The organism is Streptomyces incanus, from assembly GCF_042656345.1.
Taxonomy (GTDB): Bacteria; Actinomycetota; Actinomycetes; order Streptomycetales; family Streptomycetaceae; genus Streptomyces; species Streptomyces incanus.
On record NZ_JBHSPC010000063.1, the window covers coordinates 51,363 to 62,604 of the forward strand.

The following is an 11,242-nucleotide window of genomic DNA, read 5'->3' on the forward strand; positions in this document are numbered from 1 at the left end:
CATGCCCTCGGCGGCCCGCCGGGCTGTCCACCCCCGCAGCCCACCACCACTACCGCACGGTGTCCGCCGCCCGCCGCCCTGCACCACACACGCCGCCCGCCCCACCCCGTGCACCACACGCGCCGTGCACCACACGCGCCGTCCGCCGTCCGCCGCCCGCCGCCCTGCATGGTGCCCGCCGTGCACCACACACGCCGTCCGCCCCGCACGCCGTCCACGGCCGCCGCCCGCCACGCACCGTACGCCGCCGCCCACCGCTGCCCGCCCGCCGGGCAGCGCTACTGCCGGATGGACCAGCCCCGCTCCCGCAGCGCCGCGGTGAGCACCGGAGCCGCCTTGGGCTCCACCATGAGCTGTACCAGACCGGCCTGCTGCCCGGTCGCGTGCTCGATACGAATGTCCTCGACGTTGACGCCCGCACGGCCGGCGTCCGCGAAGATGCGCGCCAGCTGGCCCGGCTGGTCGTCGATGAGCACCGCCACGATCTCGTACGCACGCGGGGCGGAGCCGTGTTTGCCCGGGACCCGGATCTGGCCGGCGTTGCCGCGGCGCAGCACGTCCTCGATGCCGGTGCTGCCCTCGCGCCGCTTGTCCTCGTCGGAGGACTGCAGCGCGCGCAGGGACCGTACGGTCTCCTCCAGGTCGGCGCCGATGTCGGTGAGCAGGTCGGCGACCGGACCGGGGTTCGCGGAGAGGATGTCGATCCACATCCGGGGGTCGGAGGCAGCGATCCTGGTCACATCCCGGATGCCCTGCCCGCACAGCCTTACGGCGGCCTCCTCGGCGTGCTCCAGGCGTGCGGCGACCATGCCGGCCACCAGGTGCGGCATGTGGGAGACCAGGGCCACGGCACGGTCGTGGGCGTCGGCGTCCATGACGACCGGGACGGCCCTGCAGTGCGAGACCAGCTCGAGGGCGAGGTTCAGCACCTCGGTGTCGGTGTCCCGGGTGGGCGTGAGCACCCAGGGGCGGCCCTCGAAGAGGTCCGCGCCGGCGGCCAGCGGGCCGGACTTCTCACGACCGGACATGGGGTGCGTACCGATGTACGCCGAGAGGTCGAGCCCACGCTGCTCCAGCTCGCGGCGCGGCCCGCCCTTGACGCTGGCGACGTCGAGGTAGCCGCGTGCCACGCCGCGCTCCATGGCGTCGGCGAGCACGCCGGCCACGTGGGCGGGCGGGGCGGCGACGATCGCCAGGTCCACCGGCCCCTCGGGGGGCCCGTCGGTACCGGCGCCGAGCGCGGCGGCCGTACGGGCCTGCTCCGGGTCGTGGTCGACGAGGTGGACGGTGACGCCCCGCTGGGACAGGGCGAGGGCGGCGGACGTGCCGATCAGTCCGGTACCGATGACGACTGCGGTTCTCACTGGGCGATGTCCTTGCGCAGGGCCGCCGCGGCGCCGAGGTACACATGGGCGATGTCGGCGCGCGGCCGGTCGGACTCGATGTGCGCGAGGATGCGGACGACGCGGGGCAGGGCGCCCTCGATGTCCAGTTCCTGGGCGCAGATCAGGGGGACGTCGACGATGCCGAGCTTGCGGGCGGCGGCGGCCGGGAAGTCGCTGTGCAGGTCGGGCGTGGCGGTGAACCAGATGCTGATCAGGTCGTCCGTGGCCAGGTCGTTGCGTTCCAGCACTGCGGTGAGCAGCGCGCCGACCTGTTCCTCCATGTGGCCGGCCTCGTCCCGCTCGAGCTGGACGGCGCCCCGGACCGCTCGTATCGCCACGGCGTTGCTCCTCGCTGGTGTGCCGAATGTGCTGATTGCACTGGATGCGCTGGATGCGCTGACGCGCGTATCGGTTGTGCGGTCGTTCAGCCTAGTCAGAACGGGCGCGGCCGGTGTCCGGTGCCCGCCCGCCGAGACGGTCGGTGCAAAAATGCCTCAGTCCTCCGCAAACCTCCCGAGCCCCCGTGGTTCCCTCCTCCGGAGTGACGACACGACTGGCGCAATCCGACGCACGACCCCACGCACGACACGACGCACGGCCCTTCTCGCGGCAGGCGCGACAGCGCCGGCTCCTCGCCGGACGCCGCCTCGGGCACCGCGGCGCCGGACGGCCCGGCGGGGCGGGAACCCGCCACGACCGACGGCATCCCGGTGGGTGGGGGCGTGATCCTCAAGGGCGGGAAGGTTGTGGCGACCCGGCCCGAGCAGGGCGGCTTCAAGGCCTTCTCGGCGATCTGCGCCCACCAGAACTGCCTGGTGGCGGAGGTGTCGGACGGCACGGTCGACTGCGCCTGCCACGGCAGCCGGTTCCGGATCACCGACGGCTCGGTGGAGCAGGGGCCGGCCACCGGGGCGCTGCCCGTGGAGCGGATCACGGTGGAGGGAAATTCGATTCGTCTGGCGCGAGCCGGCCCGTACGCTCCCGGGCATGCACTCCGCCGAGCTCCTGGTCCGCGACCACACGGTCTACGCCTGCGTCATGGGCTCGCGCGCCTTCGGCCTGGCCACGGAGGGCAGCGACACCGACCGCCGGGGCGTCTTCCTCGCCCCCACTCCCCTGTTCTGGCGCTTCGAGAAGCCGCCGACCCATCTCGAGGGGCCGGCCGAGGAGCAGTTCAGCTGGGAGCTGGAGCGCTTCTGCGAGCTGGCCCTGCGCGCCAACCCCAACATCCTGGAGTGCCTGCACTCACCGCTCATGGAGTACGCCGACGACACCGGCCGCGAACTGCTCGCCCTGCGCGGGGCGTTCCTCTCCCGCCGGGTCCACGGGACGTTCATCGGGTACGCGTACGGCCAGCGCCGCAAACTCGAGGCCGACGTCCGCACGCACGGGGCGCCCCGCTGGAAGCACGCGATGCATCTGCTCCGCCTGCTGCTCTCCGCCCGCGACGTGCTGCGCACGGGCGTCCTCACCATCGACGTGGGCGAGCACCGCGAGCCGCTGCTCGCGGTGAAGCGGGGCGAGGTGCCCTGGTCCGAGGTCGAAGCCCGGATGGCCCGGCTGGAGCGGGAGGCCGGCGAGGCGCTGCACCGTACGCCGCTCCCGGCGCAACCGGACCGACGCCGGATCGAGGACTTCCTGGTCCGCGTCCGCCGCGCTTCCGCCCTGCGGGCAGGGTAGGGCGGGCGGCCCCTTGGCATGGGCGCTCCCCTCAGATGTCCCAGAGCGCTCCCAGGGCCAGCAGTTCGTCCCGGTACTCGATGCGGTCGGCCCAGGCGTTCGGCCAGGCGTCCACGCCGAGGTGGGCGCCCGCGAAGGCGCCCGCGAGGCAGGCGATGGAGTCGGAGTCGCCGGAGGTGCAGGCGGCGCGGCGCAGGGCCGTGAGCGGTTCGTCGACGAAGAGCAGGAAGCACAGCAGCCCGGTCGCGAGGGCCTCCTCCGCGATCCAGCCCTCCCCCGTCGCCAGGCACGGATCGGTCTCCGGCGAGACGGTGCGCACGGCGCGCCGGAGGCGTTCCAGGATCTCCAGGCACTCGTCCCAGCCGCGCGCGATGAAGTGCTCGGGGCTGGGGTCCCCCGCGCGGGTCCACAGGTCGCCGAGCCACACCGCGTGGTAGCGGGTGCGGTTCTCGTAGGCGTAGGAGCGCAACAAGCCGATCAGCCCGGCGGGTTCGGCACCCTCGGCGAGCAGGCGTACGGCGTGGGCGGTGAGGTCGGAGGCGGCGAGCGCGGTCGGGTGCCCGTGGGTGAGGGCCGACTGCAACTGGGCGGCACCCGCGCGCTGCTCCTCGTTCAGTCCGGGGGCGAGCCCCAGGGGCGCGACCCGCATGTTGGCACCGCAGCCCTTGGAGCCGACCTGGCTGGCGTCCTGCCAGGGGCGGTCCTCCTCGGACAGCAGGTGGCAGGCCTTCAGGCAGGTGTTGCCGGGCGCCCGGTTGTTCTCGGGCGAGCGGTACCAGTCCACGAACTCCTCGCGCACCGGCCGCTCCAGCCGCTTCGGGGCGAGCCGCCCTCGGTCCATCGCCGTGCGCAGTCCGCGCCCCAGGGCCAGCGTCATCTGGGTGTCGTCGGTGACGATCGCCGGCTTCGGCAGGTCCCTCTCCCGCCATGGCCCGAACGTGGCGAGGATCGAGGGGACGTCGTTGAACTCGGTGGGAAAACCGAGCGCGTCCCCGAGGGCGAGTCCGGTGAGCGCGCCCGTGGCGGCGCGCTTGGTGACGACGGCGTTCATGCGGGACGTCCTTCCGTGGCCGGCCGGAGCAAGGGCGGGTGGAGCGTGGTGGCGGTGCCCGCCCGGTAGAGCGCGGCGGGTTTGCCCCGGCCGCCGGTGAGACGTGCGGCACCCGGGACTGCTTCGACGAAGCCCGCGGAGGCGAGCGCCTTGCGTCGGAAGTTGGGCCGGTCGAGCGTGGTGCCCCACACGGCCTCGTAGACCCGCCGCAACTCGCCGAGGGTGAACTCGGGCGGGCAGAAGGCCGTGGCGAGGCAGCTGTACTCGAGCTTGGCGCCGACGCGTTCCCGGGCGTCGGCCAGGATCCGGTCGTGGTCGAAGGCAAGCGCCCGCGCGGAGCCGTACGGCATCCAGCGGGCCTGTGCCGCGTCGCCGCCGCCGCGCGCCTCGGGAGCGTCGGGCAGCAGCGCGGTGAACGCGACGGAGACGACCCGCATCCGGGGATCGCGGCCGGGTTCGCTGTAGGTCCGCAACTGCTCCAGGTGCAGTCCGGACACGTCCGTCAGCCCGGTCTCCTCGGCGAGTTCACGCCGGGCGGCGGTCTCCGCCGACTCGTCCGGCTGCACGAACCCGCCCGGCAGCGCCCAGCGGCCCGTGTACGGCTCCTCGCCGCGCTCGACGAGCAGCGCGTGCAGCACGCCCGCGCGGAGCGTGAACACGGCGAGGTCGACGGTGACGGCGAAGGGCTCGTGGGCGTACTTGTCGTAGCCGTCCATGACTGCACCCCCTTTTATAGTCAGGTCGACTATAAAAGGGGGTGCAGTCATACACAAGGCCTTAGAGCTCGACCTCCTGCATCAGCATGCCGACCTCGGTGTTGGACAGCCGGCGCAGCCAGCCCGACTTCTGGTCGCCCAGGGTGATCGGCCCGAAGCCGGTGCGCACCAGCTTGTCGACCGGGAAGCCCGCCTCGGCGAGCATGCGGCGCACGATGTGCTTGCGGCCCTCGTGCAGGGTCACCTCGACGAGGTAGTTCTTGCCGGTCTGCTCGACGACGCGGAAGTGGTCCGCGCGCGCGTAACCGTCCTCCAGCTGGATGCCGTCCTTCAGCCGCTTGCCCAGGTCGCGCGGGATCGGCCCGACGATGTGGGCGAGGTAGGTCTTCTTCACCCCGTACCGCGGGTGGGTCAGCCGGTGCGCCAGCTCACCGTGGTTGGTGAGCAGGACGACGCCCTCGGTCTCGGTGTCGAGCCGGCCCACGTGGAACAGCCGGGTCTCGCGGTTGGTGACGTAGTCGCCGAGGCACTGACGCCCCTCGGGGTCCTCCATGGTGGAGACGACACCGGCGGGCTTGTTCAGCGAGAAGAACTGGTAGGACTGGGTGGCGACGGTCAGCCCGTCCACCTTGACCTCGTCCTTCGCCGGGTCGACCCGGCGGCCCTGCTCCAGCACGATCTCGCCGTTGATCTCGACCCGCGCCTGCTCGATCAGATCCTCGCAGGCGCGCCGGGAACCGTACCCCGCGCGGGCGAGGACCTTCTGCAGCCGCTCGCCCTCCTGTTCGGCGCCCGGGAAGGTCTTCGGGATCCTGACGTCCTTCTTCTCCGCGTACCGGTCGCGGTTGCGCTCCTCGATCCGCGTCTCGTACTCGCGCGAGCGGCCCGGAGCCGTACGGCCCCCGCCGCCCTTCTGTCCGGACCGGGAGCCCTGGGAGGATCCGCCGGACGGCTTGGCGCCGGTGCGGCCGGACTTCGGGCCCTCCTTGGTGGACCCGGGTCCCACGTCGTAGCGGCGCTCCTCCGGGCGGGGCTTGCCGGGGCGGCCCTGCCCCTGCTTCTGGTCCCTGTTGCCGCCGGAACCGCGGGGGTTACCGCGTCCGCCGCTCTTGCCGCTGCCGCTGCTTCGCATCACATGTCCGTCGTCGTCGTGTTCATCGGGGACCGTCGTCCGGGTCCGGGGCGTCCGGATCGAACGACGGTACGGCTTCCTGGGTCTCGGCCTCGATCGCCTCCGCCTCCGGGAGGAAGGGCGCGAGCTCCGGGAGCTCGTCCAGACCGCGCAGGCCCATCCGCTCCAGGAAGTAGTTCGTCGTCGTGTACAGGATCGCACCTGTTTCGGGTTCCGTGCCCGCCTCCTCGACCAGACCGCGCTGCAGCAGGGTGCGCATGACCCCGTCGCAGTTCACTCCGCGCACGGCGGAGACCCTGCTGCGGCTGACCGGCCGACGGTAGGCGACCACGGCGAGGGTCTCCAGGGCGGCCTGGGTGAGCCGGGCCTGCTGGCCGTCCAGGACGAAGCCCTCGACGGCCGCGGCGTACTCGGGACGGCTGTAGAAACGCCACCCGCCGGCGACGAGCCGCAGCTCGAAGCCGCACCCCTGGACGGTGTACTCGTCGGCCAGCGCGCGGAGCGCGTCCGCGACCTGCCGTCTGGGCCGCTCCAGAATCCTCGCCAGCCGCTCCTCGGTGGCGGGCTCGTCCACGACCATGAGAACCGCCTCCAGCGCGGGCCTGAGATCGAGGTCTCCGACGGCGCGCGGCCCTGCGGGAACACCGGCTGTGTCCTCACTCACTCCCTACTCACCCCTTCCCCTTCCTTCGGCGGCTCTCCCGGCGCTTCGGGCGGTCGGTCGAACTCGTCGGTGACCGCGGGGGCGGCGTCCCCGCCGCCGCCGGTCCAACGCACGGTCAGCTCGCCGAGCGCGGTCTCCTGATCGAGGGCGACGGCCTTCTCCCGGTACAGCTCCAGGAGCGCGAGGAACCGGGCGACGACGGTCAGGGTGTCGTCCGTGTCCTCGGTCAGGGTCCGGAAACTGGCCTCGCCGAGCTGCCTCAGCCGCGCGACCACGATCCCGGCCTGCTCCTGCACGCTGACCAGGGGCGCGTGGATGTGGTCGACGTACACCTGCGGCTTGGGCCTGGGCTGCATCGCCTTGACGGCGAGCCGGGCGAACCCCTCCGCGCCGATGCTGATGACGACCTCGGGGAGCAACTCGGCGTGGTGCGGCTCGAGTCCCACGGTACGGGGGTAGCGCCGGGCCTCCTCGTCCAGCCGCCGGCTGAAGATCTCCGCGATCCGCTTGTACGCGCGGTACTGGAGCAGGCGGGCGAACAGCAGGTCCCGGGCCTCCAGCAGGGCGAGGTCGGCCTCGTCCTCCACCTCTGCGGCGGGCAGCAGGCGGGCCGCCTTGAGATCGAGCAGCGTGGCCGCGACGACCAGGAACTCGGTCGTCTCGTCCAGATCCCAGTCGGGTCCCAGCGCCCGGATGTACGCCATGAACTCGTCGGTCACCTTGGACAGCGCGACCTCGGTGACGTCCAGCTTGTGCTTGGAGATCAGCTGAAGCAGCAGGTCGAACGGTCCTTCGAAGTTCGACAACCGAACCTTGAACCGGCCGTCGTCCTCCTCTGTCACCTCGGACTCCGCGGCCTCGTCGGCCGTCTCGGCTCCGTCAGCCCCCGGGTTCCCCTCGGCACGCTCCGGGCCGTGCGTCCCCGCACCGGAGCCCCCCGCACGTGCCACCACGGGCCCGGCCGGTTCGTCGCCCGTCCCGGGGCCCGCAGGCGCCGTCCCGGCCGGCGGATCGGCGTCCGGGTCGGGTACGTCGTCCCAGACAGCCGGGGCGGCCTGGTTCAGAGCCTGCGCCTCCGCGAAAGGCGCGGTCCTCGCCTCTGGTTCCTCCGCTCGCGGTTCCACGACGGGTACCGCCGCGCGATCGGCGGCGTCCACCACGGCGTCCGGCTCCACCCCCGCCTCCGCGGGCGGTGTCGCCGGCGGCACAGCCCCCGGTCCCCGCCCCAGCGCGCGACGGCGGCCGGGCTGCGGGCCGCGGCCGGCGGCGGGGGTGTCGTTCGAGGTCATGGCCTCCGCAGGCTACCGCTACCGGCCGCGCAGACGTCGTACGAGGATGCTGGCGTCCCCGCGGGACTCCAGGTCGGCGAGGACCACGGCGACCGCCTCACGGACGATCCTTCCCCGGTCGACGGCCAGTCCGTGCTCGCCCCGGAGCACCAGACGGGCGTGCTCGAGGTCCATGAGTTCCTCGGCGGACACGTACACCGTGATCTTCTCGTCGTGCCGCTCGCGGCCGCTGGGCCGGCGTGCCGCCGCCCTTCCGCGCTTGCGCGGGGCCTCCTCTGCGGCCGGGCCCTCCGGCGCCCCCTGCCGTCGCGCGGGGCGCTCCGGCGCGGCGCGGCTGCGGGACTCGCCCGCTTCGGCCGGCTCTGCGTCCGTGGCGACGTGCTCGGCGCCCTCGCCGTCACCGCCCTGCGCGGGCACCGACTGCGGACTGTCCTCCTGGGCCGCGGCCGCGTCGCTCTCCCCCGCGGGAGCGGGGACCCGGCCCTCGCCCTTGACCTGGCGCCTGGGCGCGGACGCCTGGAGCGCCGTCCCCCCTGTCGTACGGAAGAGTTCGTCGGCCCCCGGCAGACTCACTCGGCGTGACACCGGGCGAGCACCTCCCTGGCAAGCTGGCGATAGGCGGCGGCGCCGACGGAGTTGGACGCGTACGTGGTGATCGGCTCACCGGCGACGGTGGTCTCCGGGAAGCGGACCGTGCGCCCGATGACCGTGTGGTAGACGTGATCGTCGAAGGCCTCGACGACACGCGCGAGCACCTCACGGCTGTGCACCGTGCGCGAGTCGTACATCGTGGCGAGGATCCCGTCGAGTTCCAGCTCGGGGTTGAGCCGCTCCTGGACCTTCTCGATGGTCTCGGTCAGCAGGGCCACACCGCGCAGTGCGAAGAACTCGCACTCCAGCGGCACGATCACCTTGTGCGCGGCCGTCAGCGCGTTGACCGTGAGCAGGCCGAGCGAGGGCTGGCAGTCGATCACGATGTAGTCGTAGTCGTCCATGAGCGGCTTCAGCGCGCGCTGCAGTGTCGACTCGCGGGCGACCTCGGAGACCAGCTGGACCTCGGCCGCCGACAGGTCGATGTTGCTGGGCAGCAGGTCCATGTTGGGGACCGCCGTCTTCAGCAGCACCTCGTCGGCCGCCATGCCCCGCTCCATGAGCAGGTTGTAGACGGTGAGATCGAGTTCCATCGGGTTGACGCCGAGTCCGACCGACAGCGCGCCCTGCGGGTCGAAGTCGACGAGCAGCACCCGGCGTCCGTACTCCGCGAGCGCGGCACCCAGGTTGATGGTCGACGTCGTCTTGCCGACGCCGCCCTTCTGGTTGCACATCGCGATGATCTTCGCGGGGCCGTGGTCGGTCAGCGGACCCGGGATCGGGAAGTACGGCAGCGGGCGCCCGGTCGGGCCGACGCGCTCACGGCGCTGGCGGGCCGCGTCGGGCGCGAGGGTGGCCGCGTACTCGGGATCCGGCTCGTACTCGGCGTCGGGATCGTAGAAGTGCCCCTCGGGCAGTTCGTCGTAGTCGGCGAAATGGTTGTGGGGCGCGCCACTTCCGTCGCCGGCCATGGCGTTCACGTGATGGCCATCCATGCTCTGGTGTGCAGTGGGAGTCGCCTGCTGGATCTGATGGGATGCGAAGGTGCGCACGGCGACGGAGCCGACAGGAGCGAACCCCGCGGGACCCCGCCCCCGTGCAGTCATTCCTGGGTGACCACCCCCGGGAGTAAATGTCGACTCATTCACAAGTCGTCTTACCTCCTTGGTGACCAGGAAACTTCTAGACAGGTCAGCGTGGCATCATGCCGACGGTTGGCGACTCTATGGCGTGTCGGCGGTCCGCAGCAACACAATCCGCCGGACCCGGCCCGATGTGTCGACAATGAAACATCCCTCTGTCAAGGGCGTACGGCCGTCGCACGGCAGGTTTCACCGGTGTGCGAATCGGTGGAAGGGGTGCGTTCGAGGCGAGTTGCCCCTGATTCGTGAAGTGACCATACACACATCTCGCCGCACCCGATGGGGAAGGTGGGTCCGGATGCATGACGTTGACGAAGGAAGTTGACGTATCTCCTTTGCGGAGCGACGACTTGGTCGACTTAACGCCCTGAGGCGGCCTCTGGGCGCCGAGTCGGGGGTGGCTGCGCGGGAGACGGCCCGGGGCGGCGCCCGGACGGCGCCTGCCCGGTTCAGGCGAGCAGCGCGGCGAGTTCGACGTGGTCCAGGCCGTGCGCTTCGGCGACCTCCCGGTAAACGACCTTGCCGTCATGCGTGTTGAGGCCCCTGGCGAGCCCGGGGTCGCGGCGCAGCGCCTCCGCCCAACCGCGGTTCGCGAGTTCGACGATGTACGGCAGCGTGGCGTTGGTGAGCGCGTAGGTGGAGGTGTTGGGCACGGCGCCGGGCATGTTGGCGACGCAGTAGAAGACCGATTCGTGGACCGTGAAGGTCGGCTCGGCGTGCGTGGTCGGGTGGGAGTCCTCGAAGCAGCCGCCCTGGTCGATCGCGATGTCGACAAGGACACTCCCGCCCTTCATCCGCGAGACGAGGTCGTTGGTGACCAGCTTCGGCGCCTTGGCGCCGGGGATCAGCACGGCGCCGATCACGAGATCGGCCTCGATGCAGGCCTTCTCCAGCTCGAAGGCGTTGGAGACGACGGTCTGGATCTTCGTGCCGAAGACCCGGTCCGCCTCACGGAGCTTGTTGACGTCCTTGTCGAGCAGGGTCACGTGGAAGCCCATGCCGACGGCGATCTGCGCGGCGCTCCAGCCGGAGACGCCTCCCCCGATGACGACGGCACGGCCGGCCGGCACCCCGGGGACTCCGCCGGGCAGCACGCCGCGGCCGCCGCCGGCCCGCATCAGGTGGTAGGCGCCGACCTGGGCGGACAGCCGGCCCGCGACCTCGGACATGGGGGCGAGCAGCGGCAGCGCGCGGCTGGGCAGCTCGACGGTCTCGTAGGCGATCGCGGTGGTGCCGGAGGCCAGGAGTGCGTCCGTGCACTCCCTGGAGGCGGCCAGGTGCAGGTAGGTGAAGAGGGTCTGGTCCTTGCGCAGCCGGTGATACTCCTCGGCGACGGGCTCCTTGACCTTCAGCAGCAGGTCGGCGGCGGCCCACACCTCGTCGGCGGTGTCGAGTATCTGCCCGCCCGCGGCGATGTACTCGCCGTCCGGGATCGAGGAGCCCACGCCGGCGCCGTGCTCGATGACGACCTGGTGGCCGTGGCGCACCAGCTCGTGCACGCCGGCAGGGGTGACGGCCACCCGGAACTCGTTGTTCTTGACCTCGCGGGGGATGCCGACCTTCACGTCGATCACGGTCCTTGGTTCGGAGGG

Annotated in this window: 11 protein-coding genes and 1 pseudogene; 2 read left to right on the forward strand and 10 right to left on the reverse strand. The window is 72.0% G+C overall.

The window, feature by feature from the left end:
• Nucleotides 1-278: 278 nt before the first annotated feature.
• Complete coding sequence (locus ACFP2V_RS21060; RefSeq protein WP_381214560.1) at nt 279-1,364, reverse strand: prephenate dehydrogenase; 1,086 nt, start codon at nt 1,362-1,364, stop codon at nt 279-281.
• The gene (gene aroH, locus ACFP2V_RS21065) at nt 1,361-1,723 is read right to left on the reverse strand and encodes a chorismate mutase (protein ID WP_381214563.1); all 363 of its coding nucleotides are present in this window, start codon (nt 1,721-1,723) and stop codon (nt 1,361-1,363) included. The genes ACFP2V_RS21060 and aroH overlap by 4 nt, the downstream gene beginning before the upstream one ends.
• A gap of 223 nt (nt 1,724-1,946) precedes the next feature.
• On the opposite strand from aroH, the pseudogene ACFP2V_RS21070 reads away from it, so the two are divergent.
• Together ACFP2V_RS21070 and ACFP2V_RS21075 are read left to right on the forward strand one after the other, a co-directional pair.
• A pseudogene (locus tag ACFP2V_RS21070) lies at nt 1,947-2,344 on the forward strand (Rieske (2Fe-2S) protein); the annotation flags it as partial.
• Nucleotides 2,345-2,372: 28 nt separating this feature from the next.
• Complete coding sequence (locus ACFP2V_RS21075) at nt 2,373-3,065, forward strand: nucleotidyltransferase domain-containing protein (protein WP_381214566.1); 693 nt, start codon at nt 2,373-2,375, stop codon at nt 3,063-3,065.
• A gap of 31 nt (nt 3,066-3,096) precedes the next feature.
• On the opposite strand, the gene ACFP2V_RS21080 is transcribed toward ACFP2V_RS21075, so the two are convergent.
• The 8 genes from ACFP2V_RS21080 to ald form a co-directional block, all read right to left on the reverse strand.
• Nucleotides 3,097-4,116, reverse strand: coding sequence for an ADP-ribosylglycohydrolase family protein (locus ACFP2V_RS21080; RefSeq protein ID WP_381214569.1), 1,020 nt, complete (start codon nt 4,114-4,116; stop codon nt 3,097-3,099).
• A complete protein-coding gene (locus ACFP2V_RS21085) occupies nt 4,113-4,832 on the reverse strand; it encodes an NUDIX hydrolase (RefSeq protein WP_381214572.1) in 720 nt (239 codons plus the stop codon). Before ACFP2V_RS21085 ends, ACFP2V_RS21080 begins: the two co-directional genes overlap by 4 nt.
• A 61-nt stretch (nt 4,833-4,893) precedes the next feature.
• Nucleotides 4,894-5,964, reverse strand: a complete 1,071-nt coding sequence (locus tag ACFP2V_RS21090) for a pseudouridine synthase (protein WP_381214574.1) — start codon at nt 5,962-5,964, stop codon at nt 4,894-4,896.
• A gap of 22 nt (nt 5,965-5,986) precedes the next feature.
• Entirely contained in the window at nt 5,987-6,628 is a 642-nt protein-coding gene (scpB, locus tag ACFP2V_RS21095) for an SMC-Scp complex subunit ScpB (protein WP_381214577.1), read from the reverse strand.
• Nucleotides 6,625-7,917 (reverse strand): segregation and condensation protein A, encoded by a 1,293-nt coding sequence (locus ACFP2V_RS21100; RefSeq protein WP_381214580.1) that lies wholly within the window; start codon nt 7,915-7,917, stop codon nt 6,625-6,627. The genes scpB and ACFP2V_RS21100 overlap by 4 nt, the downstream gene beginning before the upstream one ends.
• 18 nt (nt 7,918-7,935) lie before the next feature.
• Nucleotides 7,936-8,502 (reverse strand): hypothetical protein, encoded by a 567-nt coding sequence (locus tag ACFP2V_RS21105; protein ID WP_381214583.1) that lies wholly within the window; start codon nt 8,500-8,502, stop codon nt 7,936-7,938.
• Nucleotides 8,487-9,614 (reverse strand): ParA family protein, encoded by a 1,128-nt coding sequence (locus ACFP2V_RS21110; protein WP_381214586.1) that lies wholly within the window; start codon nt 9,612-9,614, stop codon nt 8,487-8,489. The genes ACFP2V_RS21105 and ACFP2V_RS21110 overlap by 16 nt, the downstream gene beginning before the upstream one ends.
• Before the next feature lie 485 nt (nt 9,615-10,099).
• Entirely contained in the window at nt 10,100-11,224 is a 1,125-nt protein-coding gene (gene ald / locus ACFP2V_RS21115; protein WP_381214589.1) for an alanine dehydrogenase, read from the reverse strand.
• Nucleotides 11,225-11,242 lie beyond the last annotated feature (18 nt).

Bases quoted from the DNA above. Each gene is read 5' to 3' on its own strand.
- ACFP2V_RS21075 (WP_381214566.1), top strand. From the start codon at position 2,373: ATGCACTCCGCCGAGCTCCTGGTCCGCGACCACACGGTCTACGCCTGC.
- ACFP2V_RS21080 (WP_381214569.1), bottom strand. From the start codon at position 4,116: ATGAACGCCGTCGTCACCAAGCGCGCCGCCACGGGCGCGCTCACCGGA.
- ACFP2V_RS21085 (WP_381214572.1), bottom strand. From the start codon at position 4,832: ATGGACGGCTACGACAAGTACGCCCACGAGCCCTTCGCCGTCACCGTC.
- ACFP2V_RS21090 (WP_381214574.1), bottom strand. From the start codon at position 5,964: ATGCGAAGCAGCGGCAGCGGCAAGAGCGGCGGACGCGGTAACCCCCGC.
- ACFP2V_RS21100 (WP_381214580.1), bottom strand. From the start codon at position 7,917: ATGACCTCGAACGACACCCCCGCCGCCGGCCGCGGCCCGCAGCCCGGC.
- ACFP2V_RS21110 (WP_381214586.1), bottom strand. From the start codon at position 9,614: ATGACTGCACGGGGGCGGGGTCCCGCGGGGTTCGCTCCTGTCGGCTCC.